We start from the raw sequence: 26,343 nt of genomic DNA, 5'->3' as shown, positions 1-26,343 counted from the left end.
ATAAAGTGACAGGGGCAGTGTCGGATTTTGTAAATTTTTGCTGCCGCTAGAACAGCTTTTCCATCTCTTTTGCTCGCACGATAGCAGCTTGCATGGCATTGGCAACGATTTGTGGTAAGTGCTGTTCATTAAATACTCGAATAGCTTCAGCGGTCGTGCCCCCTTTAGATGTTACCTGCTCACGTAGCGTTGAAAGAGGTAATTGAGGGTTAGCTTCCACTAATGCGGTAGCGCCCGAGGCTGCTTGTTGCACCAACAAACGAGCGGTTTCACTGTCAAAACCTAACTGCTCGGCTTCTTGTTGCATGGCTTCCATAAACAGGAAGAAATAAGCTGGCGCACTACCTGCGGCGGCAATAACATGGTTAATACCGTCCTCATCATTCACCCAACAAACCTTACCCACCGAACTCATCAGTGAAGTCGTGAAATCACGATCACCCTGCGAGACTTGCACTGGGGCATAAAGGCCGCTCATCCCTTTTCCTACCAATGCTGGTGTATTGGGCATAATTCGCACCAAACTGAGATTATCGCCCAAGAGTGAATAAAAGCGCGCTACCTGAACACCTGCGGCAATCGACAACACCAATTTACCCGTAAAATCAACACCTTCCCGCAATGGCAAGCAGACCGCAGCCATTAATTGAGGCTTGACGGCCAAGACCACCACCTCGGCTTTTTGCGCCGCCGCAATGTTGTCATCAGTGCTAATGACACCAAATTCAGCGGCCAGAGCATCACGATTTTTAGCCGATGGCGCACAAACACTAATCATTTCAGCGGGATAACCGCCAGCGACTAAACCTGCGATAATTGCGCGCGCCATATTGCCCGCACCAATGAATGTAATATTACGATATTGCATTAAATGAATTCTCCTCATTCCCCTTGGGATTCGAAACCACCTGGTTAAGCGCGGGAGCCAAAAATGGCGGTGCCAATACGCACTAAAGTACTGCCGGCGGCAATAGCGGCGGCCATATCATCCGTCATCCCCATGGAAAGTGTATCCATCTGAGGGTAGCGGGCTTTTAAAGTCAAGAAAGCCTGATTCATTTGCTTAAACACCGCCAATTGCCGCTGATAGTCAGTTTCAGGTGCTGGAATAGCCATTAACCCGCGTAAATTCAGGTTTGGCAGTTCACTGATACTGGCTGCTAAAGCGGGCAATTCTGACAGTGCGATACCGGATTTACTCTGCTCATCACTGATATTGACCTGAATCAGTATGTTCAGCGCGGGCATTTCTGACGGGCGCTGGGCACTAAGACGTTGTGCAATCTTGAGTCTATCGACGGTATGGCACCAGGCAAAATTTTCTGCCACTAATCGGCTTTTATTGGATTGCAGCGGGCCGATAAAGTGCCATTCAAGATTGGTTGTGGGGGCGTTATCAGCAAAATAGTGGATTTTATCCACCCCTTCCTGCACATAGTTTTCACCAAAAGCATATTGCCCAGCGGTAATAGCTTCTTCGATAGCGGTCACAGGCTTGGTTTTACTGACTGCAAGCAAGGCTATTTCTTCTGGAGAGCGCCCGCAATTGCGGGCCACGGCTGCGATTTGCGCTCTGACATCCTGTAGATTCTGCTCAATTGTGCTCATATGGACCCAGGAGTTTGATATGGATTTCACCTGTCTGAATGACGAAGATACAGATTCGGATAACCCTGTATTCAGTCGTATTTCCACCAAATACATTAAGTTAGAAAACCCTGAACATGCCGACAGTGGCTTCGATGAACAAGATTTTGCCAATAAGGTGGCGGCTAGTGTAAATCATAATGCATCGGATCTGCACCTTTGTACCGGTTATCATCCGGTATTACGCATTGATGGTGAATTGAAAACCTTCACTCACTGGCCACGTATCCATGCGGGGTGGCTAAATAGCCTCAGCCAGCACTTATTGAATGAGGTACAACAAAGGCAATTACAGCAAAGTGGGCAAGTTGATTGCGCTTATACCACCAGTGCCGGGCAAAGATTGCGGGCGAATATTTTTCAGCAACAACAGGGCCGTTCGATAGCTTTTCGTGTCATTTCGGCAACCAACCCATCACTGGATGAATTGGATGCCCCGCCAGTAATTAGCCAACTTATCGAGAAAGAGAATGGTTTGATTCTCGTGACGGGGGCAACAGGTAGCGGGAAAACCACCACATTGAGCGCGATGATAAGTGCAATGAATCAGAGACAATCGCGCCATATCATCACACTGGAAGATCCGATTGAATTTATTCATAGCAGTCAATCATGTTTGATCCAGCAGCGGGAGCTGGGCTGTCATACTCATTCTTTCAGTAGTGCTCTAAGTGGGGCACTACGTCAGGATCCCGACATCATCTTGCTCGGGGAATTGCGGGATCAAGAAACCATTCGTTTAGCGCTAACTGCTGCTGAAACGGGGCATTTGGTATTAGCCACATTACATACCCGCAGTGCGACTCAAGCCATTGATCGGCTGGTGGATGTTTTCCCAGCGGCAGAAAAAACAGTGATTCAGGCGCAATTGGCAGCCAGTTTACGCGCCGTGATTGCTCAAAAATTGTGTCATAAAGTGGGCGGCGGGCGTACCGCCATATTTGAAATCCTGACACAGACTACGGCAGCCAGTCATTTGATTCGTGAAGGTAAAACTTACCAACTTCCCTCAGTAATCCAGACCGGAGCGCAATGGGGGATGCAAACTTTTGAGCAGGGTATCGCGTGGCGGCAAAAACAGGGGATATTGGCAGAACATCATAATAGTCAATTGACATAGAGCCGCGCACACTGCTGCGGCTCTGGGTATGAAGGGTAACTAGGCCGCAGGGATCTGCTGAGTAATGCAATGGATATTGCCGCCCCCGAGCAGGATCTCGCGTGCAGGAACGCCGACAATTGCATAGTCTGGGAACATCTGCTGCAACAGGTCATGTGCCAGGCCATCGGTGCGATTATCCAACAGCGGATAAATAATCTGTTGATTGCTGATAAGGAAGTTGACGTACGACCCTGCCAGTCGTTCACCAGCGCTGCGCGGCACCGCGTCGCTGGACAGCACATCGCAAGTCTCGGCTTCTGTGTTATACAGTGGGCCCGGCGCGGGGAGCTTCCAGATTTTCAGCTTACGACCTTTGGCATCTACCGCATTGGATAGAACGTCAAAGGCGGCAGCAGATCGCGCATATTGCGGATCCTGCTTATCGTCAGTCCAATGCAGTGCAACTTCACCTGGGCGAACGAAGCAGCACATGTTGTCGATGTGGCCGTCAGTTTCATCGTTATAGACGCCGTCTTGTAACCAGATGAAATGTGTGACACCAAGGTATTCGCTCAGTAGTTGTTCAATCTGAGCCTGATTCAAGTGCGGGTTACGGTTTGGATTGAGCAAACATTCCGCGGTGGTCAGTAAGGTGCCCTCACCATCAGTATGAATAGAGCCACCTTCCAGCACCAACGGGGCGCTGTAATGGTCATTGTTTAGGAAGTCGCTCACTTGAACGGCAACTTTCTCATCTTGCTGCCAATTGGCATATAAGCCGCCGTTGAGCCCGCCCCAGGCGTTAAATTGCCAGTCAATCGCGCGGCGTTCACCGGCACCATTGATGACCATGGTCGGGCCGGTATCGCGCATCCAGGCATCGTCACTTTCCATTTCGACCAAGGTGATATTGGCAGGGAGAGTGGCCTTGGCGGATGCCATAAACTCAGCTGGCACGCCCATAAAGACCGGCGTTGTACGGCTAATGGCTTCCGCGACTTTGGCAAACGTCTGTTGTGCCGGGATGCCCTTGCCACGCCAGTTATCCTGACGATATGGCCACAACATCCAGACGGCATCTTGTTTTGCCCATTCGGCTGGCATATAGAAGCCATCCTGCCGCGGTGTTCGCGCCAGGGCTGGTGACGAAGATTTTGGTAACACAGTGTCTTGAGCAGACATAAATTATCTCCGGGTTTTGCCGTCAGAAGTGGCGAGAGTTTGATACATTTCTGGGCGGCGATCGCGGAACAACCCCCATGACGCACGTTGCGCGGCGATTTCCTGCAAATCGAACTCATGCACTAAAACAGCTTCGTCGGTTTTGTTAGCTTGAGCCAACAGCGCACCGGTTTGGTCAGCAATAAATGAAGAGCCGTAGAACGTCATTTCCAAGCCATCAATATATTTGCTTTTCTCGGTACCAATGCGGTTAGAAGCAATTACGGGTACCAGATTTGCTGCGGCGTGACCTTGCTGGACCCGAGTCCAGTGCGGCTGACTGTCAATCTCAGGATAGGCAGGTTCAGAACCAATGGCCGTTGGGTAGAAAATGATTTCTGCACCCAGCAATGCCAGGCTACGGGCGGTTTCCGGGAACCACTGATCCCAACAGATACCAACACCGATTTTGGCGTAGCGTGTTTGCCAGACTTTAAAGCCGGTATCACCTGGGATAAAGAACTGTTTTTCTTGATATGCCGGGCCATTAGGAATGTGAGTTTTGCGATACACATCCAAAACTGAACCATCGGCATCAATCATGACCAGCGAGTTGTAATACGCGTTATTGGCTTTCTCAAAGAAACTCAGGGGCAATACGACTGCCAGGTCACGTGCCAACTTGGAAAAATGTTGGATAAGCGGGCTGTTGTCTAGCTCTTGGGCTAGTGCATAGTGTTCCGGGCTTTGATCAATACAGAAATAAGGGGCGGCAAATAGCTCCTGAATCAGGATGATTTGTGCGCCTTTGGCATGCGCCTGACGTACCAGTTTCTCGGCATTTTCAATGTTCTTAGGCAGATCCCAGGAACAGGCCATTTGAGTCGCAGCAACAGTTACTTTTGTCATGAGAAAACCTCAATAAATGTAAAAAACACCCGCAAAGGGTGTGCAATATTTTGAGCCGCTGATTGGCATAATCCCAGTATACAATTGTGCAGGCATGGGTGCCATGCTGTGCTGGGAGTGCGGGGCCAGATTGCGGAAACAGAATGTAGAAATAGCCAGTGGAAAACGCAAAGCAGGGAACTTAGCCCGCCTGCTCATCAAACCAACTTTCCAGAATAATAACCGCAGAAGCGGCATCGACACTGCCTTTGTCCAGAGCACGATAGCCGCCACTGTCAAACAAATTAGCGCGGGCCTCGACGGTACTGAGGCGTTCATCCTGTAAGGCAATCTGTACACCAAAGCGGCCATGCAGGCGGTTAGCAAACCGGCGTGCGCGGGCTGTCAGCGGTTGCTCGGTGCCATCCATATTCAGGGGCAACCCAATGACAACTAAATCAGGTTGCCACTCTTTCAGCAGTTTTTCGACTTTCTGCCAGTCCGGAGTGCCATCTTGGGCTTTAAAGGAGGTCAGGGCTCTGGCGGTGCCAGTGACTTCTTGGCCAATAGCAACACCGATACTTTTGGTACCAAAATCAAAAGCGATAATTGTGCGATTAGCCATCAGGCATGCCCCGCTTGTGGCGCAATATTAAAGATATTGATACCCAACTTATTGGCCGCAGCTTGCCAGCGTTCAGAAATCGGGGTGTGAAACAGGATATTTGCATCCGCCTCAATGGTCAGCCAGACATTATCCAGTAATTCCTGCTCTAATTGCCCCTGTTGCCAGCCCGCATAGCCCAGCGCTACCAGCAGATTTTTAGGTTGTTCCGGGGTTCCTAATGTCTCCAGTACATCTTTGGAGGTGGTTATCATGGTATCTGGCGAGATAGGGATACTGGAGCTGAAACCCTCCTGTGGCGAATGCAGGATAAACCCGCGATCTTCCGCCAGTGGGCCACCTGCCAACACCGGTTTATCCAGTCTGATTGAGGGATCACGTGGCGTGGGGCTGATTTTCAGTTTTTTCAATACAGTTTCGACCGTGAACTGCTCTACAGGCTTGTTAATCACCAAACCCATAGCACCCTCTTTATTATGCTCACAGATATAGATAACTGAACGCATAAATTGCGGGTCCTGAAGTGAAGGCATAGCGATAAGAAAATGATGCTGTAAATTCATTATATTATATAGGGGATTCGCTGAGTTAAGGGAGAAACTCATGTCAGTATGCGGATAAATGCAGATAAAGTCACGGATCCCCTTTGTCCTTGAAGCCGCAGGGTTGTTGGCTGCGCTCACGCACCCGAATCACTGACTTGAGTAAGCTCATCGGGATTTATTCTCTTGCCGCCTACCTGCAACTCCAATGACTGTGGGGATACTTTATCCTTGAAGCCGCAGGGTGTTGGCTGCGGTTTCAAGTTTTTTGGAGTGAGCAACCGGTTTATTTAGTCGCCAGGCGCACTTCAATTGCATCCATCAGCATGCCAGTAATCGAGACATCCGGGAAAGCGGCTTCAATTTCGCGTATACAGGTTGGGCTGGTAACATTAATTTCTGTTAGGCGATCGCCGATGATATCTAACCCAACAAAAATTAAACCTTTTTGTTTCAGTACAGGTGCAACTGCACGGGCAATTTTCCAGTCACTTTCGCTAAGTGGGCGAGCTTCACCACGGCCACCGGCCGCCAGATTACCTCGCGTTTCGCCCTGTGCCGGAATACGCGCTAGGCAGTAAGGTACGGGTTCACCATCCACCACCAATACACGTTTATCACCCTCTTTAATGGCCGGCAGGAAGTTCTGCGCCATACAGAAGCGGTTCCCCAGTTCGGTCAGAGTTTCAATGATAACGGACAAGTTAGGGTCATCCTGCTTCACGCGGAATATTGAGGTGCCGCCCATCCCATCTAAGGGTTTCAGAATGATATCGCCATGTTCCTGATGGAATTTACGGATATGTTCTTTACTGCGACTGACCAGTGTATCCGGGGTTAGCTCTGGGAACCATGCCGTAAACAGCTTTTCGTTGCAGTCGCGCAAGCTCTGCGGTTTATTCACCACCAGCGTCCCTTTATCTTCTGCGCGCTCCAGGATATAGGTGGCGTAAATGAATTCAGTATCAAATGGCGGGTCTTTGCGCATCAGAATAACATCAAGGTCATGCAGTGGCAGGTCTTGCTCTGCACCAAAACTGAACCAGTTGTCTTGGTCCTGTTTCACACTCAGCAGGCGGGTGCGGGCACGGCCATCTCCCCCGCGCAAGTAAAGGTCGCCCATCTCCATATAATGCAGTTCCCAACCACGGCGCTGTGCTTCCAACAGCATAGCGAAACTGGAGTCTTTCTTGATATTAATGGACGAGATTGGGTCCATTACGATGCCGAGCTTGATCATTCTTCTCTCCTAATGGGAACGAATTTTATCCCAGATCACCAAACCGCACCTGCAAAGCAGTGATGGCGGTCAGGGCTGTAGTTTCGGTACGCAGGACTCGCGGCCCTAGCAGGATATCAGTAAATCCTAGGCTTGCTGTCATGGCAATTTCATCGGCAGAAAGGCCGCCTTCCGGGCCTATCAACAACCGCACTTTGTTGAGTGATGCGGGAAGGGTATTGATGCTGTGACTGGCGCGGGGATGCAGATTCAACTTCAAACTGTCATCTTGTTCAGCACACCATTCAGATAGCGGCATTGCCGCACGGATCTCTGGGATCTTATTGCGCCCGCACTGCTCACAAGCCGCAATCGCAATTTTTTGCCATTGTTGAATTTTCTTCGCCAGGCGCTCGCCATCCAGCTTAACGCCGCAGCGCTCAGAAAACAGCGGAGTAATCACATTAACCCCCAGTTCAATGGATTTCTGGACAGTAAACTCCATTTTTTCCCCACGGGAAATCACCTGGCCCAAATGCAGATTCAAGGGGGATTCGCGGTCTTCTAGCTGCCCTTGTGCCAGTTGAACAATCAGGCCTTTTTTATCGACTCGGATGATTTCAGCCGCGAACACCTGATTACTGCCATCAAATAATTGCAAGCTTTGCCCTGACGTCATCCGCAGTACGCGGCCGACATGATTGGCGGCTTCATCACTGAGCGCCAGTGTGGTATTGGCCTGCAAAGGTTGTGGATGGTAAATGCGGGGGATGCGCATAAGTTATTTTGAGCCCTGAAACGAAAACATTGACCAGTATACTAGATTAGCCTTTTTGCTGCTGGCAAGCCCGTTGTACATAAGGGTTATGATTCCCTTGTGCTTTTGCCACCCGCTCATCACGCAGACATTCCCAGTTTGTCACTGGGTACTGGCGATTCCACACCTCGAACAACTTGCTTTGTTGACTGGAAAGCCGCAGTTGATATTGGTCGCGCATATAAAAGTAAGTCCGTGCTATAGCCCCCCGTGCGCGTGCTGGGGGTTCTGCCCGCTTATTTTTGAAGTCGACTTTCATGTCACACTGGCCGTATTGGCCGTTGCCACCGTTCCATTGGGAATACATAAAGTTATTGCGATCACCATTCACCTCGCCAATAGCGGGTTGTAGGTTATGCAAATCAGTCTCTATCTGACGATAGACCGGGTCTTTAGCACAATTTTTGCGCCCGCCTTGTTGCCAACATTGGCGCTGGTGGCCAAATTGCCAGGCCGGGACGACATGCTCCCACTCAATTCTTGCGGCGCGTTGGGCATTTTTACGTGGTTGATAGCCGCAACTCCCCAGGTCTGGAATCCCTTTTTTACCTTGCCAGTCAATCTTGCAGCCACAATAAAAACTACCGGGCGCATCTTGATTGATTTTTGCCGCCACGACTTTGGCTTGAGAAAAGTTATTAATGCTTTGACTGTAACCGGACAGCGAAAACAGCGGGAAGGACAAAACCAACAGAAACAGAAGCTTGCGTAGCATATCTCAAAACAGCCTGATGATGAAAAGCTGGCAGGTTATAGATAATAGCTGTGAATGGCAAATTAACTTGCTGTTTTATAACAAGTAAAAAGGGGCTCTAACTGTTTTTTACTGTTACAAATTGCAGTTTTTCGCCACATTCGCGGCAGCGGTACTCACTCTCGCCACGTTGCACTTTATTGTGACGGCGAATAGTTAAGGCGTGCTGCTGGCATTTACACTGATAATTGAAAGTCTTACTGCGCACCGAGGCCACTTCAAACTGATGAGTGCGGCTGGCCGGAACTTGCAGCACCTGTTCCATCATCCAGCGCCATTCTTGGCCGTGCGGTGCCACCTGACCAAATTGACGATAGACCAGCAAATGCGCCAGTTCGTGCGGCACCACTTCATCAATAAAAAGCTGCTGATTTTCCAACAATAATATTGGATTGAGGCGAATTTCGAAGGATTGCAGATACGCGCTACCCGCGCTAGTACCACGTTGATGATAGTTGATTTTTGGCTCCGAATAATGGGTGCCAAGATGCTGATTCGCCAGCTGTAATTTATGACGCAGACAGCGCATAACAGCTTGCTGGAGCGCAATAGGGATTCTTAATGAACTCATACTGCGCAAGAATAAAACGGCAGATATTCAGATGCAAGCCAGTACATCGGCTATTTTTAGTGGATTATTATATAATAATATATAATATAAAGTTATATAATGAAATTCTAATGTCAGAGATGCATATGAATAGCGACAACACGATCAGTATGGAGCTGATGAGGCGCGCGGCAGGGCAAGCTTGTGACGTGCTGCGAATATTAGCTAATGAGGATCGGCTCCTGTTGCTGTGCCAATTGAGCCAAGGTGAAAAGGCGGTCGGTGAACTGGAGGATGCACTAGGCATTCACCAGCCGACCCTTTCACAACAACTTGGGGTGCTGCGCAGTGATGGGCTGGTAAACACCCGCCGAGAGGGCAAGCGAATATTTTACTCCATCGCTGATGACAAAGTATTGGCGCTGCTTGAGGTGCTATATCAACTTTATTGCCCGCAAGAGGGGGGAGTATGACAATAGATTGGGCCAATTTCACACCCTACAGTGCCTTGGCAGGTGGGGCACTATTGGGCATCGCAGTGACCATTTTATGGCTTTGGAATGGGCGTATTGCCGGCATTAGCGGTATTTTAGGCGGATTATTGCCGCCAAAAACAGGCGATATCTGGTGGCGCGTAGCCTTTATTATCGGCCTGGTCATTGCTCCGTTGATTTACTCCCTCTTTGCTGCTTTGCCGATGATTCAGATTGATGCTGATTTACCTGTGCTGATCATCGCGGGATTGTTAGTGGGCCTGGGGACTCGCTATGGCGCAGGTTGCACCAGCGGGCATGGTGTCTGTGGTTTAGCTCGTTTTTCACCGCGTTCATTGGTCGCGACACTGAGTTTTATGTTTACCGGCTTTGCCACTGTATGGCTTGTTCGTCATCTATTCGTTTAGCCGATAGGAAGGCAATATGAATTTACTTTTTGCGTTGTTGGCTGGGTTAGTTTTCGGGTTGGGCCTGATAGTGGCTGGCATGGCGAATCCGGCCAAGGTGCTTGGTTTTCTTGATATTGATGGCCTGTGGGATCCTTCGCTGGCATTGGTGATGGCGGCGGCGGTGGCGGTAGCCGCGATAGGCTTTGGTTGGGCTAAAAAACGCCAAACCAGCTTGCTGGGAAAACCTCTCCAATTACCCACTTCCACTCGTCTTGATCGGCGATTAATGGGTGGCAGCCTATTATTTGGTATCGGCTGGGGTTTGGCGGGAATTTGCCCTGGGCCAGCTTTGGTGCTGCTGGGAGCAGGGATGTACAAAGGCGTTATCTTTGTCGCCGCCATGGTGGCAGGCATGGCAATATTTAGTTTTATTGAGCACTATCGGCAGCCCGAAAAAAGAAAAGTATAAAAAAACCCCGCTTAGCGGGGTTTTTGCTATTCAGACTTGACCGGCGGAAACTTATTTCAGGCCAGCAGCATCACGCAATTGGGCGGCTTTGTCGGTTTTTTCCCACGGGAATTCTTCACGACCAAAGTGACCATAAGCGGCGGTTTTGCGATAGATCGGGTGCAACAGATCCAGCATTTCAATCAAGCCATACGGGCGCAAGTCGAAGAATTCACGCACCAGCGCCGTCAGTTGATCCGCTGGGATCTTCTCAGTACCAAAGGCTTCCACCATGATAGAAGTGGGTTCTGCAACCCCAATGGCGTAAGACACCTGAATTTCACAGCGGTCAGCCAGACCAGCAGCGACGATGTTTTTAGCAACATAACGGGCTGCATAGGCCGCAGAGCGGTCAACTTTAGAGGGATCTTTACCTGAGAATGCCCCACCGCCATGACGCGCCATGCCGCCGTAGGTATCCACGATAATCTTACGGCCGGTCAGACCGCAGTCGCCCATGGGGCCACCGATAACGAAACGGCCTGTTGGGTTAATAAAGTATTTGGTGTTAGCGGTTATCCACTCGGCTGGCAGCACTGGCTTGATGATTTCTTCCATCACTGCTTCATGCAACTCTTTCTGACTAATGTCTTCGGCATGCTGAGTTGACAGAACTACCGCATCAATACCGACAATTTTGCCGTCGTCATATTGGAAGGTAACCTGGCTTTTTGCATCCGGGCGCAGCCATGGCAAGGTGCCATTCTTACGCACTGCGGCCTGACGTGCAACCAAACGGTGAGCATAAGTAATCGGTGCTGGCATTAACACACTGGTTTCGTTGGTGGCGTAACCGAACATCAACCCTTGGTCGCCGGCACCTTGCTCCAGTGGGTTCGCGCGGTCAACACCTTGGTTGATATCAGGAGACTGTTTACCAATCGCACTTAAAACGGCGCAGGAGTTAGCGTCAAAACCCATTTCAGAATTAACATAACCAATTTCGCGCACAGTACGGCGGGTTATCTCTTCGATATCTACCCATGCGTTAGTGGTGACTTCGCCACCAACCAATACCATACCCGTTTTGACATAGGTCTCGCAGGCAACACGTGCTTTTGGATCTTGCTCAAGAATTGCGTCAAGTACTGCGTCTGAAATCTGGTCAGCAATTTTATCCGGATGCCCTTCAGAAACAGATTCCGACGTAAATAGGTGTTTAGCCATTGTTTTCTTTACCTTGAATACAAGTGAAAAGTCACTGCATAGCATTGAAGTCAAGCAACTAGAGCCGCTATTAGGATGGGCTTTTTGTTGCATTGCGCTTTACAACGCTCCTTTAGGCAAAGCCTTTAGCAGTCTATCCCTTTAGAAGTCCGCCATACTTAGAGCGCAACAGACATTCTAGCAATTAAAATGGATGGATGTATTAACATCTGGACGTCTATTTTAGGTCAGCTTTTGCTATTAATGCTAGCCCTTTTTGCATCAAGATATTTCTCTCATTAGTTGCCAGTTGATTTATTTACCGCTTGATACAGTTACACGCTATTTTCATTTTGCATTTTGCTCGCGTTATAGGTATAAACTGCGCGCGCAGCTTATTTGATACGCAATGATGAAGATGGCAGAAGATGACATTAGCTCATTGTTAGGTTTTTAGTGTTTTGCACTTTGTGATCAGCACTAAAATGGCGGCGTCACCGTACTGTTATCTACATTGTCTATTATATTGAGTCTTGTCCGTTCATCATGAGCGGCATGCGTGGAGGTGGTTGGATTAATGATCCGTTGTCTACTGGTTGCTGCACATCAACAGCTGCGTCGTTCTGACGTTCAATCTCCCCTTGCAACCTTCCTTTCTTGTACGCCATCAACCCGATGTTATACCCATATGGGTGCGACTCAGGATTCGCGGGCGGGTTAATCACTGCCTGCAGCACTGAATCCGGCTGGCCTGACGACTTTGCGGCTAATCCGATTCACAAAATCTCAATACGTCATTACAGTCAAACGTATTTTACATTTAAACGTGTTTTACCCTATTGGGTAATGAATAACTGGGTGATAAACCGCTCGTGAGGCATGCTTTTTAGCGTAATATTCTGCCAATTTGGCCTTCACGCGGGTTGTCCTTGCTGGTTGTAGCTGCGATAGTGGCTGACTTTATCGTCAGTATCGCAATAGAGGCGAATTATGTCTGATGATAACTTGATTGGCCGTCCGTCAGCTGCGGGCGCACATGTTTCTTTACGCTCCATGCAGGAGGTTGCCATGAATGACCGTAATGCCAGCAAGATGCTGAGCACGTATAACGTCGCCTACTGGGGTGGCAACTATTATGACGTCAATGAACTGGGTCATATCAGTGTTTGCCCTGATCCAGATGTTCGTGAGGCACGAGTTGATCTGGCAGAACTGGTCAAAGGAATGCAGCTTGAGCAGGGGCAACGTTTGCCGGCGTTATTCTGTTTCCCACAAATTTTACAGCATCGCCTGCGCTCAATTAATGGTGCATTTAAACGTGCGCGTGAGTCATTTGGCTATGAAGGTGATTATTTCCTGGTTTACCCGATTAAAGTGAACCAGCATCGTCGGGTTATTGAGTCGCTGGTCAATTCCGGTGAACCTTTGGGGCTGGAGGCCGGTTCCAAAGCGGAAATGATGGCCGTTTTGGCGCATGCCGGGATGACTCGCTCAGTTATTGTCTGTAACGGCTATAAAGACCGTGAATATATCCGTCTGGCATTGATCGGCGAGAAATTAGGCCATAAGGTTTATCTGGTTATCGAAAAGATGTCAGAAATCAAAATGGTACTGGAAGAAGCCGAGCGCCTGAATGTTGTGCCGCGTTTAGGTGTCCGTGCCCGTCTGGCATCGCAGGGGTCGGGTAAATGGCAGGCCAGCGGCGGCGAAAAATCCAAATTTGGTTTGTCTGCGACTCAGGTATTGCAGTTGGTGGACATGCTGCGTGAAGCCAACAGTCTGGCAAGCCTGCAATTATTGCATTTCCATTTAGGTTCTCAGCTGTCCAACATCCGTGATATCTCCACCGGCGTGCGCGAATCAGCCCGTTTCTATGTGGAGCTGCACAAACTGGGCGTGAATATCCAGTGCTTTGATGTGGGTGGCGGCTTGGGGGTCGATTACGAAGGGACACGTTCCCAATCAGATTGTTCAGTTAACTATGGCCTGAATGAATACGCCAACAACGTTATTTGGGGAATTGGTGATGCTTGTAATGAGCACGGTTTGCCGCATCCCACGGTCATTACTGAGTCAGGCCGGGCAGTTACCGCCCACCATACGGTGCTGGTTTCCAATGTTATCGGCGTAGAGCGCAATGAGTTCAGCGAACCGCAACCCCCGGCGGCTGATGCACCACGTGCGCTGGAAAGCTTGTGGGACACTTGGCTAGAAATGCAAGAGCCAGAGAATCGCCGCTCGCTGCGCGAATGGCTGCACGATAGCCAAATGGACTTGCACGATGTTCACACTCAGTATGCGCATGGCATGTTGGAACTGACCCAACGTGCTTGGGCGGAAGAGCTGTATCTGAGCATTTGCAATGATATCCAAAAACAGCTGGATCCAAGCAACCGAGCACACCGCCCAATCATTGACGAGCTGCAAGAACGTATGGCCGATAAGCTGTATGTTAATTTCTCGCTGTTCCAGTCAATGCCGGATGCATGGGGTATCGACCAACTCTTCCCAGTCTTGCCATTGGAGGGGTTAGATAAGCCACCGGAGCGCCGTGCGGTCTTGCTGGATATTACCTGTGATTCAGATGGCACCATTGACCACTATATTGATGGCGATGGGGTGGCAACCACCATGCCAATGCCGCCGTATGATGCTGAGAATCCACCGCTGCTGGGCTTCTTTATGGTCGGAGCCTACCAGGAAATTCTGGGCAACATGCACAATCTGTTTGGCGATACTGCCGCGGTTGATGTGTATGTCTTCCCTGATGGTACGGTTGAGTTTGAACAGACTGACGAAGGCGATACCGTCGCGGATATGCTGGAATATGTGCAGTTGAACCCTGAAAAGTTGCTAAAACAGTTCTCTGATCAAGTGAAAGAAACCGATCTGGACACTGAGTTACAAGCTCAGTTTATGGAAGAGTTTGAATCTGGCTTGTATGGTTATACTTATCTCGAAGATGAGTAAGTATTAACTGCGGGAGCATTTCACTTTAAAGGGCAAACTCAGGTTTGTCCTTTTGTTTATATCTCGTTTCCATTGGCGATTAAGCCAATATCAACCACACTAATATTGGTGACTTTTATCTTGACCATGTTGGTATGTGGGAGCAATGAAATGGGTTGGATAAGTGTCTGTAAAGTCAATTACGTGAAACCGGATTTTCCTTTCTCGGCCCAAGCTGAGGGAAAAAGGATTGGTATTTATCTGGTTGATGGGGAATATTTTGCGATGGAGGATATTTGTCCCCATGCCAATGCCTTATTAAGTCAGGGATTTATTGAGGGAGAAACGGTCGAGTGCCCTTTGCATGGCGCGCTGTTTGATATCCGAACCGGGCAATGCTTGCGGGAACCTGGAGATCGGGATTTAAGCACCTATCCGGTGCGGATCAATGGTGATCAGATTGAAGTTAATTTGGCTGGCAACAGTGAGTAGTGGCTAGCATCACGTTGAGCTATAGCGCTAACGCCCCAACAGAGGGGCGTTTTGCTGCATAGATGAAATTGGTGGTGAGTGTTATTTCTCTGTTGCGATACGCTGGCGGATATGGTCCGCTCGCGCTTGTGAAGACGGGTGGTCATCAAACATGCTACTGCTGCGGCCAGCTTCCATGGTGGCCAATTTTTCGAAGCTGGTGACCAAACCGTTGGGATCAATACCCTGCTTTTTCAGCAAATCGAATGAATAATCATCGGCTTCACTTTCTTGTTTTTGTGAGAATTGGGCGTTAACCAATTTCTCGCCAATATCGGCTAACTGGGACTGGGAAAGTTGCCCGGCAACACCACCGGCGGAGGCTGCCGCCGTGCGCAGCGCGGTGGTGCCATAAGCGACTTGCATGGCCTTGCGAGTATGCCCTAATGCGACATGCCCCATCTCATGGCCGAGAACCCCTTCGACTTCATTGTCCGTCATCATGTCCATCAAGCCGCTGTAAACACGGATGCAACCATTTGCCATCGCCCAAGCATTCACCTCTTTAGTGACGTAAACCTTATAGTTAGCTGGCGTACCATTGATGTTATCGCCTAATGCCGCCGAAATTTTTGCCAGGCGTTTACCATAGGCGCTGTCTGCGGAGGCTATTTGGGCCTTTTGATCCATTTCCGCACAAGATTTCTCACTGAGGTTTTTCACATCAGCATCACTCAGGGTGGCCGCTTGAAAAGCTTGAGCGCCGGACTTCATCAAGCCATCGGTATTCATATTCTGGCAGCCGCTAAGTAATGCCGTAAGGCTCAGGGCAATCATTGAGGTACGAATTTTCATAACACTTTCTTCCTGTGGTTATGCCATTTTTATCAGTGAATAGGTCAGTTCTATGTGTGACGATAACGCATTAGAGGCAATTATCTATTTATGGGTAGCTGCCAACAACGACTATCACATTCTTATTAACTATTGCATTAATAGCTGTTGAATCGGGGGTAGTTGTTCTACTCTGTCTGCAATAGGTCTTGCCCAAAATTGATGAACGTTTCAGCCCGCCACGTGCCCGGCTGACTCATTGTGTGGCCAAAAACGCAGCGAGGTTAACGTGCCTTGGGCGTTACAGCTATAGCTTTATTCTGAAAATCAGCAGATTCCATTAGCCGTAAATATGGAAGTTATAGCTCATTTGGTTTTAGTGATTGCCGTTTCAATGCTGAGTCTGAGAAAATGGTATTCTTGAACGCTTTTTTTAATCCGACCTGGAGTAAAACATGTCCTCTCGTAAAGAGCTTGCCAACGCGATCCGCGCACTAAGCATGGACGCAGTGCAAAAAGCGAATTCCGGCCACCCCGGCGCCCCTATGGGTATGGCAGATATTGCCGAAGTTCTGTGGCGTGATTACCTGAACCATAATCCAACCAATCCACACTGGGCTGATCGCGACCGTTTCGTCTTGTCGAATGGTCACGGCTCTATGTTGATCTATAGCTTGCTGCATCTCACTGGCTATGATCTGCCGATGGAAGAACTGAAAAATTTCCGCCAATTACACTCTAAAACGCCAGGTCATCCTGAATATGGTTATACCGCGGGTGTAGAAACCACCACCGGCCCGTTGGGGCAGGGTATTGCCAATGCTGTGGGTTTTGCGATTGCAGAACGCACTCTGGGCGCGCAGTTTAACCGCCCAGGCCATGACATCGTCGATCACCACACCTATGCCTTTATGGGTGATGGCTGCATGATGGAAGGCATTTCCCATGAAGTTTGTTCTCTGGCGGGCACCATGAAGCTGGGCAAACTGACCGCGTTCTATGATGACAACGGTATCTCCATCGATGGCCACGTTGAAGGTTGGTTCACTGATGATACCGCTGCCCGCTTCGAAGCTTACGGCTGGCATGTTGTTCGTGGTGTTGATGGTCATAATGCTGATTCGATAAAAGCGGCCATCGAACAAGCCCACAAAGTGACCGACAAACCCTCCCTGTTGATGTGCAAAACCATTATCGGTTTTGGTTCACCGAAGAAAGCCGGTACCCATGATTCGCACGGCGCACCATTAGGTGCTGATGAAGTTGCCGCGACCCGTGAAGCATTGGGCTGGAAATACCCGGCATTCGAGATTCCACAGGATATCTATGCCGCGTGGGATGCCAAAGAAGCGGGCCAGGCGAAAGAAGCGGCTTGGAATGAGAAGTTTGCCGCTTATGCTAAAGCATATCCAGAACTGGCTGCTGAATTCAAACGTCGTGTCAGTGGTGAACTGCCCGCTAACTGGGCGGCTGAATCCAAGAAATTCATCGAAGAGTTACAAGCCAATCCTGCTAAAATTGCCAGCCGCAAAGCATCACAAAATGCGCTGGAAGCTTTCGGTAAGGTATTGCCTGAATTCCTGGGCGGCTCTGCTGACTTGGCACCAAGTAACCTGACTATCTGGTCTGGCTCTAAATCACTGAGTGATGATCTGGCGGGTAACTACATTCATTACGGTGTGCGTGAGTTTGGTATGTCTGCCATCATGAATGGTATTGCGCTGCACGGCGGCTTCATTCCTTACGGCGCAACTTTCCTGATGTTTGTGGAATATGCCCGTAACGCAGTGCGCATGGCAGCACTGATGAAAATCCGTAGCATCTTTGTTTACACCCATGACTCTATCGGCTTAGGTGAAGATGGCCCAACCCATCAGCCCGTTGAGCAGATGGCCAGCTTGCGCGTGACACCCAATATGAGCACTTGGCGTCCATGTGACCAAGTTGAGTCAGCGGTGGCATGGCAGTATGCCTTGGAACGTAAAGACGGCCCAAGTGCGCTTATCTTCTCCCGCCAAAACTTGGCACAACAGCCGCGTACCGCTGAGCAGTTAGCGAACATTTCTAAAGGCGCTTATGTGCTGAAAGATTGCGCGGGTCAGCCAGAATTGATCTTCATTGCCACCGGTTCTGAAGTTGAACTGGCGGTTGCTGCTGCTGACCAACTGACTGCTGCTGGCCGTAAAGTGCGCGTTGTGTCTATGCCATCAACGGATGCATTCGACAAACAAGATGCCGCTTACCGCGAGTCGGTATTGCCATCTGCGGTTAGCGCGCGTGTTGCGGTTGAAGCCGGTATTGCAGATTACTGGTACAAATACGTCGGCCTGAATGGCGCAGTGGTGGGGATGCACACCTTTGGTGAGTCTGCTCCAGCGGAATTGCTGTTCAAAGAGTTTGGTTTCACCGTCGAAAACGTGGTGGCGCAAGCTCAGGCGCTGTTGAAATAATTGTTGTTAAGCAGTCTGACGTTACTAATGCGATGAATCACTGTGAACGGTGATGATAATCCCGGTGACTGACCTGTTAAAAGACCGCTGCGGCGGTCTTTTTTTTCGCCAATTGATGGATGAATTGTGCCCTTTATCAGGCAGATATTCCTTTTATGATAAGTTTGGTTTATTCTGGCTGAAGCGTTTCAGTCATAATTCAATTTCTATTAAAGCTTATTTCGCTGAGGAAAAAACCGGGAGTATTCTGGCCGAATTGTGATAAGACGATTAACATCTTAGGGTGCGCTGAAGTACGCTATGGGGTTGCATGATAATAACCAGAAACAGGGAGTAACATGACAATCCGCATAGCGATAAATGGCTTTGGCCGCATTGGCCGTAGCGTTTTACGCGCATTGTATGAATCAGGTCGCCGGGCAGAGATTTCTGTTGTTGCGATTAATGAGTTGGCTAACGCAGAAGGGATGGCCCATCTGTTGAAGTATGACTCAAGCCATGGCCGCTTTGCCTGGGATGTTCGTCAGGAATGTGACAAATTATACGTCGGGGACGATATTATTCGGCTGATACATCAGTCAGAAGTTGAGCAGTTACCCTGGGGTGAGCTAGGAATTGATGTGGTTCTGGATTGTAGCGGTGTGTATGGCAGCCGCGCCGATGGCGAGGCGCATTTAACCTCCGGTGCCAAAAAGGTGCTGTTTGCCCATCCCGGTGGCCATGATTTGGATGCTACGGTGGTTTATGGTGTTAACCATCAGGATTTACAGGCAGATCACCGAATTGTTTCCAACGCGTCCTGTACCACGAACTGCATTATTCCTATTATTCAGCTGTTGGATGTGGCTTATGGCATCGAGTCCGGCACTGTCACCACCATTCATTCATCAATGAATGACCAGCCGGTTATTGATGCTTATCATCAGGATTTACGTCGTACCCGAGCAGCAAGCCAGTCAATTATTCCGGTTGATACTAAATTAGCAGCAGGGATTACCCGTATTTTTCCGAAGTTTTGTGACCGGTTTGAGGCCATCTCGGTGCGGGTGCCAACTATCAACGTCACGGCCATTGATCTCAGTGTCAGTGTGACAAGCCCGGTTGGGGTGGCTGAGGTTAACCAGCTTTTGCAAAAGGCAGCAAGAGGTTCATTTCGTGGTATAGTTGACTATACGGAATTACCATTGGTGTCGACGGATTTTAACCATGATCCGCACAGTGCGATTGTTGATTGCACTCAGACGCGAGTCAGTGGGCAGCACCTGATTAAGACGTTGGTATGGTGCGATAACGAATGGGGTTTCGCCAATAGAATGTTGGATACGACATTGGCGATGGCCAAAAGTGGTTTCTAGTATGGCATGCTAACATATTGTTTCTCCGTGATTTATTGCGGTTTGCATCAAGGTTGGTGTGTAGCTTATGCAACTTTAAAGAGAATCAACAAGAGGATTCACCATGTCTGTAATTAAGATGACCGATCTGGATCTGGCTGGTAAGCGTGTGCTGATCCGTGCGGATCTCAATGTTCCGGTAAAAGATGGCAAAGTGACTTCTGATGCGCGTATCCGTGCATCTCTGCCGACCATTGAGACGGCACTGAAGCAAGGCGCTAAGGTAATGGTTACTTCTCACTTGGGTCGTCCGACCGAAGGCGAGTACAACGAAGAGTTCTCCTTGTTGCCAGTGGTTAATTACCTGAAAGACAAATTGTCTGCTCCGGTACGTCTGGCGAAAGATTATCTGGACGGCGTTGAAATTGCAGCGGGTGAGTTGGTGGTTCTGGAAAACGTTCGCTTTAACAAAGGCGAAAAGAAAGACGACGAAACACTATCCAAAAAATATGCCGCACTGTGTGATGTGTATGTCATGGATGCGTTTGGTACTGCCCACCGTGCACAAGCTTCGACTCACGGCGTAGGTAAATTTGCCCCTATCGCCTGTGCCGGCCCGTTGTTATCTGCCGAGTTGGAAGCATTAGGTAAAGCACTGGGTAACCCAGCGCGTCCAATGGTAGCCATCGTTGGTGGCTCTAAAGTTTCGACCAAGCTGACGGTGCTGGGTGCGCTGTCTAAAATTGCAGACCAACTGATTGTTGGTGGCGGTATCGCCAATACCTTCGTTGCTGCTCAAGGCAACAATGTGGGCAAATCGCTGTATGAAGCAGACCTGATTCCAGAAGCAAAACGCCTGCTGGAAACTTGCGATATCCCGGTTCCTACCGATGTGCGTGTTGCGACCGAGTTCTCTGAAACAGCTACCGCAACATTGAAACCTGCGAACCAAATCAAAGATGACGAGCAAATTCTGGATTTGGGCGACGTGTCTGCACAACGTCTGGCTGAAATCCTGAAAAACGCCAAAACCATTCTGTGGAATGGCCCGGTTGGTGTGTTCGAGTTCCCTAACTTCCGTAAAGGGACTGAAATTGTGGCTCGCGCCATCGCAGAGAGCGAAGCATTCTCTATCGCCGGCGGCGGTGACACTCTGGCAGCAATCGACTTGTTCGGTATTGCCGACCAAATCTCTTACATCTCCACTGGCGGCGGTGCTTTCCTTGAGTTCGTAGAAGGGAAAAAACTGCCAGCGGTTGTGATGTTGGAAGAGCGCGCTAAGCAGTAATTTAGATAACGGGGGGCGAGAGCCGCCCGTTTCGCTTTTAGCTCATCGTCTGCGGGCTTTGAGTGGTACGAAAACCGATTTACATTTAGGGCCTATCCTCCCGGATAGCTGCTATCTTCAGTCGACGAAACAGGACAACTTACATGTCTAAAATTTTTGATTTCGTAAAACCAGGTGTCATCACAGGTGATGACGTGCAGAAAGTGTTTGCCGTGGCAAAAGAGAATAATTTTGCTCTGCCAGCAGTTAACTGTGTCGGCACCGACTCTATCAACGCAGTGCTGGAAACAGCAGCCAAAGTGCGTGCGCCAGTCATCGTGCAGTTCTCTAACGGTGGTGCAGCATTTATCGCAGGTAAAGGCGTGAAAACTGATGTGCCGCAAGGTGCCGCAATCCTGGGCGCTATCTCTGGTGCGCACCATGTGCATCAGATGGCTGAGCACTACGGTGTTCCAGTTATTCTGCATACCGACCATTGTGCTAAGAAATTGCTGCCATGGTTAGACGGCTTGTTGGATGCAGGTGAGAAACACTTTGCTGCCACCGGCAAACCTCTGTTCTCTTCTCACATGATTGACCTGTCTGAAGAGTCCTTGGAAGAAAACATCGAAATCTGTAGCAAGTACCTGACTCGCATGTCAAAACTGGGTATGACGCTGGAAATCGAACTGGGTTGTACCGGTGGTGAAGAAGATGGCGTAGACAATAGCCATATGGATGCATCTTCTCTGTATACTCAGCCGCAAGATGTTGATTACGCTTACGAAAAACTGAACGCTATCAGCCCGCGTTTCACTATCGCTGCTTCTTTCGGTAACGTACACGGTGTTTACAAACCCGGTAATGTGAAATTGACCCCAACTATTCTGCGTGATTCTCAGGATTATGTGTCTAAGAAACATAATCTGCCGCACAACAGCTTGGACTTCGTGTTCCATGGCGGTTCAGGTTCTACTGCTGCTGAAATCAAAGAAGCGGTCAGCTATGGCGTTGTGAAAATGAATATCGACACCGATACCCAATGGGCAACGTGGGAAGGTATTCTGAACTACTACAAAAAGAATGAAGGCTATCTGCAAGGCCAACTGGGTAACCCAGAAGGTGCTGATAAGCCAAACAAAAAACATTACGATCCACGTGTATGGCTGCGTGCAGCACAGGTTTCAATGATTGCCCGTCTGGAACTGGCATTCAAAGAACTGAATGCTATCGACGTACTGTAATTTAGCTTAGCTTTGAAGATCTAAAAGGCCCTACGGGGCCTTTTTTGTGGGTTGCACGCCTTAAATAAAATTTACTGGATGCGAGGTTGATGCTGGTTATCTCCTAGAGCGTTATTCATATTTAGCCAATAGCGGTTTTTTTAAGTCTTCAGCTAAATCAATTAATACATCCAGTTGCGCGGAGGTCTGAACCATATTTGGGTTACCTTCTTCACGTAGTGTTTTAATAATGGACTCTAAGCTTAGCCTTGAATCTGGATTGATTAACTCCATAGCCGCTATCAATTGCCCAGTACGGCCAACCCCTGCGCTACAATGAATGACAGGTAGTGTTTTAACATCAGCTTTAACGGCCTGACTGCCCTGTTTTTGAAAATTATTAAGTGCTCGTTGGTGTAGGGTTGTAACAATTTCAGCCAGCTCCCTAATTTCATTTTTCCCGAAAGCGGTACGATCTTGCCAATTTTTTATATGTGCAAAATTTATAGGGATAGTTTTGTTATTACCGTCCTTTAGTGGCATCTGATAACAATCAATCTCAATATTATTGACTGGCGGACTAACATAATTTTTCAGATTCTCTTTATTAGCAAAATAAGCGGGATGCTCTGTTCGATACTTGCCTTGCGAATGATCTAGCATATTACTGTCAGCAATAACCACCACTATAGTGATGCGTTTCTCTGCTAACATAGCCTTAAAAGCCGTCAATCCTTCAACCGTAGGGTACTGGCTGCGTATCACCCCCTTATCTGTTCCTAGCCGTATATGGTTGGCGGGTAGATCAATATTGTTGGGTGCCATGATAGCGGTTGCTTCCGGTGTGTTGATATCACTATATCTTTGATATTTAAGCGCTATATTTTCATTGCTGTCTTTTGCCAATATTAAAATCTGCTTATGTTTTTCAATTGACTCTAGTAGCTTTTCGACGTCTGTTTGCGGCTGATTATTTTTAATAGGACTCAGGTTGAGGGGAGTGAGGGTGGGTCTAACTCTAGGCATGGATTTCTCTCGCAGTGAATGAAAAGGATGACGCTTACCCCTCATACTAAATCTCACCAGTTACTGTTTATTCTATAAATACTCTATTTTTATTATGAGTTGAAAACCGGCAGATAAAACTTCAAACAAGGTTTTTGATATTTATTTATTACTCTCAACATTGGCAACACATTCCATTGTTGGTTACCCTAAATAAGCATGACTGCCATGTTGCCCAGCAATTGGCGGCAATTTTTTCGTAATTTCTCCCGCAGGGAGTTTTTGTAGGATGGTTAAAATGGAAGAGTTAAACGTAGTTGATAGTATTAATGAGGCCAGTTCGTGGTTTATCAATAATCAGGATTTGCTGATTCAATATGCCGTGAATCTTGTCGCGGCGCTGTTGATCCTGATTGTTGGTTCCATCATTGCCAAGGTGGTTTCTCGCATGTTGGGCCGGGTCATGAAGTTACGTGGCATTGATGCCACTGTGGCGGATTTTCTGGCGGCCATGGTGCGCTACAGCATTCTGGCCTTTACCATTGTTGCCGTGCTGGGCCGTCTTGGGGTGCAAACCGCCTCGGTGATTGCGGTCATCGGTGCTGCCGGTTTAGCTGTGGGTTTGGCGCTACAAGGCTCCCTGTCCAACTTTGCCGCCGGTGTGTTGCTGGTCGCTTTCCGTCCATTTAAGGCCGGTGAGTATGTTGATCTGGGCGGTGTTGCCGGTACTGTGGTGCAGGTGCAGATTTTCTCAACCACTTTGCGTACCGTTGATGACAAAATCATCGTGGTGCCGAATGGTAAAATTATTGCGAACAACATCATCAATACCAGCCGTGAACCGAATCGCCGCACTGATATGGTTATCGGTGTTGCCTATAATGCTGATATTGATGTGGTGAAGAAAGTGCTGGGTGACATCATCGCAGCCGATGCACGCATTATGCATGACAAGGGTGTGACCATCCGCCTGAATGAGATGGCGGCGTCATCATTGAACTTTACCGTGCGTGTTTGGACGACCAATGGCGATGCCATGGATGTGTATTGGGATTTGATGGAAAACTTCAAACGCGCGCTAGATGCGCACAAAATTGGCATTCCCTATCCGCAGATGGACGTGCATTTGCATCAGGTTGATAATGCGCAATCTACCCCGTCGGCTTAAAGCCGCGGCGCGATAAATTCAGTCAATACGGGCTATTTGGCCCGTTTTTCTTCCCTTCTTGCTCACGCGCGCGGTAGAATAGCTATTATTAGTTTTACTTATAGTTGATAAGAAATATCAATTTCCTCTGATGGCTTTCTCCCCGTAATATGCTGCTAACTCCACTCCCATTCCCTCAGTTGATTCTGAGTATTATTTAAAGGTAACAGTATGTTAGCTGTTTTTTTGCAGGGTTTTGCTCTCAGTGCTGCCATGATTTTGCCTCTGGGGCCGCAAAATGCTTTTGTGATGAATCAGGGAATTAAGCGGCAACACCATTTAATGAGTGCCGGGCTGTGTGCTCTGAGCGACATTATCTTGATTTGCGCCGGTATTTTTGGTGGCAGCGCTTTATTAAACCGCTCACCATTGCTATTGGCGCTGGTCACCTGGGGTGGGGTGGCATTTCTGCTCTGGTATGGCTGGGGCGCATTGACGTCTGCATGGCGTGGTGACAGTTCGTCAACCGCAGTGGCTGCCGGGGCACAAGGGCGCTGGCGTATTCTGGTGACACTCTTGGCGGTAACCTGGCTTAACCCGCATGTGTATCTGGATACCTTTGTGGTGCTGGGGAGTTTGGGCGGGCAGTTATTACCGGATGTCCGGCCTTGGTTTGCTTTTGGCGCTGTAAGTGCCTCAGTTGCCTGGTTTTTTTGTCTGGCATTGCTGGCGGCGTGGTTATCACCATGGCTTAATCGCCCCACCTCACAGCGAGTCATCAATTTGCTGGTGGGCGGCGTGATGTGGTTTATTGCTTTTCAGCTAGCGCAACAGGGCTTAAACCTGTGAGTTTTTATCACTAATCTGAATCCCATACTTTGTAAGATATGCTACGGTTGATGTGTTAATCACATTACCGACGGCAAATGAATCACCTTGTCAATGAGATGCTAGTGAGTGTAATTAACTGCAAATGTGTTTGTGATTAATTGAATTCACTGATTATCTCGCTACCACAGACTGACAGGGCATAAATAATTTGCCATGCATATATTAGGAGGCTCCGTGAAGTTGAAGACATTGGCTTTGGCCGCAATGATGGGATTAGGGACGTTACCTTTGGCGCTACAAGTTCAAGCTGCCGAAGTGCCAGAAGGGCCGCATGTTGTCACCTCCGGCACCGCCAGTGTTGATGCGACGCCAGATATCGCCACTATCGCCATTGAAGTCAGTGTATCTGCCAAAGATGCCGCAGATGCCAAAAAACAGGCGGATACTCGCGTCGCGCAATATTTTGATTTCTTGCGCAAGAGTGGCATTGAGAAAAAAGATATCAATGCGGCCAATATTCGCACTCAACCTGAATATGATTACCAGAAAACCGGTGAGGCGGTACTGAAAGGCTACCGTGCAGTACGCCAGGTTCAGGTGACACTGCGCCAACTGGATAAGTTGAATGAGCTACTGGACGGGGCGCTAAAATCGGGCCTCAATGAGATTCGTGCTGTGAAACTGGGGGTCGCTAACCCGGAGACTTACCGCGAACAGGCCCGTAAAAAAGCCATTGAAAATGCCATTAGCCAGGCGGGGGCATTAGCTGACGGATTTAAGGTTAAATTAGGGCCGGTATACAGCATTCGTTACCATGTCGCTAACTACCAGCCGATGCCGGTAGCGCGCATGTTCAAGAGTGCTGAAGCCGCACCTGCCACTGATGCTGCTCAAACTTATGAGCAACAAACTATTCATTTCGACGATCAAGTTGATGTGGTGTTTGAACTGAAAACCAGCGCTAACACGCCCACAACCGCAGCCAAATAA

Annotated in this window: 27 protein-coding genes; 14 read left to right on the top strand and 13 right to left on the bottom strand. The window is 48.8% G+C overall.

Annotated elements, in window-relative coordinates; translation table 11 throughout:
* Positions 1–46: 46 nt before the first annotated feature.
* Positions 47–868 (bottom strand): pyrroline-5-carboxylate reductase, encoded by an 822-nt coding sequence (proC, locus tag D5F51_RS17765; protein ID WP_129198180.1) that lies wholly within the window; start codon positions 866–868, stop codon positions 47–49.
* Positions 869–912: 44 nt separating this feature from the next.
* A complete protein-coding gene (locus D5F51_RS17760) occupies positions 913–1,608 on the bottom strand; it encodes a YggS family pyridoxal phosphate-dependent enzyme (protein ID WP_129198178.1) in 696 nt (231 codons plus the stop codon).
* A 19-nt stretch (positions 1,609–1,627) separates the two neighbouring features.
* Between D5F51_RS17760 and D5F51_RS17755 the strand changes: the two genes are divergently transcribed.
* Entirely contained in the window at positions 1,628–2,767 is a 1,140-nt protein-coding gene (locus tag D5F51_RS17755; RefSeq protein ID WP_129198176.1) for a type IV pilus twitching motility protein PilT, read from the top strand.
* Between the two features lie 39 nt (positions 2,768–2,806).
* On the opposite strand, the gene aguA is transcribed toward D5F51_RS17755, so the two are convergent.
* From aguA to D5F51_RS17715, 8 genes are all read right to left on the bottom strand, one after another.
* On the bottom strand, positions 2,807–3,931 hold the full coding sequence (aguA, locus tag D5F51_RS17750) for an agmatine deiminase (protein WP_025377153.1): 1,125 nt from the start codon (positions 3,929–3,931) through the stop codon (positions 2,807–2,809).
* A 3-nt stretch (positions 3,932–3,934) separates the two neighbouring features.
* A complete protein-coding gene (aguB, locus tag D5F51_RS17745; RefSeq protein WP_025377152.1) occupies positions 3,935–4,819 on the bottom strand; it encodes an N-carbamoylputrescine amidase in 885 nt (294 codons plus the stop codon).
* Between the two features lie 181 nt (positions 4,820–5,000).
* Positions 5,001–5,423: a Holliday junction resolvase RuvX gene (gene ruvX, locus D5F51_RS17740; protein ID WP_025377151.1), complete on the bottom strand. Its 423-nt coding sequence runs from the start codon at positions 5,421–5,423 to the stop codon at positions 5,001–5,003.
* Positions 5,423–5,986, bottom strand: coding sequence for a YqgE/AlgH family protein (locus D5F51_RS17735; protein ID WP_025377150.1), 564 nt, complete (start codon positions 5,984–5,986; stop codon positions 5,423–5,425). Before D5F51_RS17735 ends, ruvX begins: the two co-directional genes overlap by 1 nt.
* Positions 5,987–6,251: 265 nt before the next feature.
* The gene (gene gshB / locus D5F51_RS17730; RefSeq protein ID WP_129198174.1) at positions 6,252–7,205 is read right to left on the bottom strand and encodes a glutathione synthase; all 954 of its coding nucleotides are present in this window, start codon (positions 7,203–7,205) and stop codon (positions 6,252–6,254) included.
* A gap of 25 nt (positions 7,206–7,230) precedes the next feature.
* Positions 7,231–7,962 carry a 16S rRNA (uracil(1498)-N(3))-methyltransferase gene (gene rsmE, locus D5F51_RS17725; RefSeq protein ID WP_129198172.1) on the bottom strand — a complete coding sequence of 244 codons (732 nt, stop codon included), beginning with the start codon at positions 7,960–7,962 and terminating at the stop codon, positions 7,231–7,233.
* Positions 7,963–8,008: 46 nt separating this feature from the next.
* Positions 8,009–8,716, bottom strand: a complete 708-nt coding sequence (endA, locus tag D5F51_RS17720; RefSeq protein WP_087769424.1) for a deoxyribonuclease I — start codon at positions 8,714–8,716, stop codon at positions 8,009–8,011.
* A 97-nt stretch (positions 8,717–8,813) separates the two neighbouring features.
* Positions 8,814–9,326 carry a SprT family zinc-dependent metalloprotease gene (locus tag D5F51_RS17715; RefSeq protein WP_129198170.1) on the bottom strand — a complete coding sequence of 171 codons (513 nt, stop codon included), beginning with the start codon at positions 9,324–9,326 and terminating at the stop codon, positions 8,814–8,816.
* 125 nt (positions 9,327–9,451) lie between these two features.
* On the opposite strand from D5F51_RS17715, the gene D5F51_RS17710 reads away from it, so the two are divergent.
* From D5F51_RS17710 to D5F51_RS17700, 3 genes are read left to right on the top strand one after another with little or no spacing between them, the layout of a single operon-like run.
* Positions 9,452–9,778, top strand: a complete 327-nt coding sequence (locus tag D5F51_RS17710; RefSeq protein WP_162301776.1) for an ArsR/SmtB family transcription factor — start codon at positions 9,452–9,454, stop codon at positions 9,776–9,778.
* Positions 9,775–10,206 carry a YeeE/YedE family protein gene (locus D5F51_RS17705; protein WP_129198168.1) on the top strand — a complete coding sequence of 144 codons (432 nt, stop codon included), beginning with the start codon at positions 9,775–9,777 and terminating at the stop codon, positions 10,204–10,206. The genes D5F51_RS17710 and D5F51_RS17705 overlap by 4 nt, the downstream gene beginning before the upstream one ends.
* A 16-nt stretch (positions 10,207–10,222) precedes the next feature.
* A complete protein-coding gene (locus D5F51_RS17700; protein WP_129198165.1) occupies positions 10,223–10,657 on the top strand; it encodes a DUF6691 family protein in 435 nt (144 codons plus the stop codon).
* A 51-nt stretch (positions 10,658–10,708) separates the two neighbouring features.
* Here D5F51_RS17700 and metK read toward each other — a convergent pair whose 3' ends face one another.
* Positions 10,709–11,863: a methionine adenosyltransferase gene (gene metK / locus D5F51_RS17695; RefSeq protein ID WP_025377142.1), complete on the bottom strand. Its 1,155-nt coding sequence runs from the start codon at positions 11,861–11,863 to the stop codon at positions 10,709–10,711.
* A gap of 556 nt (positions 11,864–12,419) precedes the next feature.
* Between metK and D5F51_RS23015 the strand changes: the two genes are divergently transcribed.
* The 3 genes from D5F51_RS23015 to D5F51_RS17685 all read left to right on the top strand — a co-directional run bounded on the left by D5F51_RS23015 (position 12,420) and on the right by D5F51_RS17685 (position 15,283).
* Positions 12,420–12,563 carry a hypothetical protein gene (locus tag D5F51_RS23015; protein WP_155409025.1) on the top strand — a complete coding sequence of 48 codons (144 nt, stop codon included), beginning with the start codon at positions 12,420–12,422 and terminating at the stop codon, positions 12,561–12,563.
* 269 nt (positions 12,564–12,832) lie between these two features.
* Positions 12,833–14,812: a biosynthetic arginine decarboxylase gene (gene speA, locus D5F51_RS17690; protein WP_025377140.1), complete on the top strand. Its 1,980-nt coding sequence runs from the start codon at positions 12,833–12,835 to the stop codon at positions 14,810–14,812.
* 150 nt (positions 14,813–14,962) lie between these two features.
* A complete protein-coding gene (locus D5F51_RS17685; RefSeq protein WP_025377139.1) occupies positions 14,963–15,283 on the top strand; it encodes a non-heme iron oxygenase ferredoxin subunit in 321 nt (106 codons plus the stop codon).
* An 81-nt stretch (positions 15,284–15,364) separates the two neighbouring features.
* Here the strand turns inward: D5F51_RS17685 and loiP are convergent, their stop codons facing one another.
* On the bottom strand, positions 15,365–16,117 hold the full coding sequence (gene loiP / locus D5F51_RS17680; protein WP_129198163.1) for a metalloprotease LoiP: 753 nt from the start codon (positions 16,115–16,117) through the stop codon (positions 15,365–15,367).
* Positions 16,118–16,551: 434 nt separating this feature from the next.
* Between loiP and tkt the strand changes: the two genes are divergently transcribed.
* From tkt to fbaA, 4 genes are all read left to right on the top strand, one after another.
* Positions 16,552–18,546, top strand: coding sequence for a transketolase (gene tkt, locus D5F51_RS17675; RefSeq protein WP_025377137.1), 1,995 nt, complete (start codon positions 16,552–16,554; stop codon positions 18,544–18,546).
* 338 nt (positions 18,547–18,884) lie between these two features.
* Entirely contained in the window at positions 18,885–19,901 is a 1,017-nt protein-coding gene (epd, locus tag D5F51_RS17665; protein WP_129198159.1) for an erythrose-4-phosphate dehydrogenase, read from the top strand.
* 103 nt (positions 19,902–20,004) lie between these two features.
* Complete coding sequence (gene pgk, locus D5F51_RS17660) at positions 20,005–21,168, top strand: phosphoglycerate kinase (RefSeq protein ID WP_025377135.1); 1,164 nt, start codon at positions 20,005–20,007, stop codon at positions 21,166–21,168.
* 143 nt (positions 21,169–21,311) lie between these two features.
* Positions 21,312–22,391 (top strand): class II fructose-bisphosphate aldolase, encoded by a 1,080-nt coding sequence (fbaA, locus tag D5F51_RS17655; RefSeq protein WP_025377134.1) that lies wholly within the window; start codon positions 21,312–21,314, stop codon positions 22,389–22,391.
* A gap of 111 nt (positions 22,392–22,502) precedes the next feature.
* On the opposite strand, the gene D5F51_RS17650 is transcribed toward fbaA, so the two are convergent.
* Positions 22,503–23,396, bottom strand: a complete 894-nt coding sequence (locus D5F51_RS17650) for a protein-tyrosine phosphatase family protein (protein WP_129198157.1) — start codon at positions 23,394–23,396, stop codon at positions 22,503–22,505.
* A 277-nt stretch (positions 23,397–23,673) separates the two neighbouring features.
* Between D5F51_RS17650 and mscS the strand changes: the two genes are divergently transcribed.
* The 3 genes from mscS (at position 23,674) to D5F51_RS17635 (ending at position 26,343) form a co-directional block, all read left to right on the top strand.
* Positions 23,674–24,543 (top strand): small-conductance mechanosensitive channel MscS, encoded by an 870-nt coding sequence (gene mscS / locus D5F51_RS17645; RefSeq protein WP_129198155.1) that lies wholly within the window; start codon positions 23,674–23,676, stop codon positions 24,541–24,543.
* Between the two features lie 210 nt (positions 24,544–24,753).
* A complete protein-coding gene (argO, locus tag D5F51_RS17640) occupies positions 24,754–25,371 on the top strand; it encodes an arginine exporter ArgO (RefSeq protein ID WP_129198153.1) in 618 nt (205 codons plus the stop codon).
* A 216-nt stretch (positions 25,372–25,587) separates the two neighbouring features.
* Positions 25,588–26,343: an oxidative stress defense protein gene (locus D5F51_RS17635; protein ID WP_129198151.1), complete on the top strand. Its 756-nt coding sequence runs from the start codon at positions 25,588–25,590 to the stop codon at positions 26,341–26,343.

This window comes from Yersinia hibernica (genome assembly GCF_004124235.1).
Classification (GTDB): Bacteria; Pseudomonadota; Gammaproteobacteria; order Enterobacterales; family Enterobacteriaceae; genus Yersinia; species Yersinia hibernica.
The sequence above is the reverse complement of the archived record's forward strand: the minus strand, read 5'-3'. Positions and strand labels throughout refer to the sequence as shown.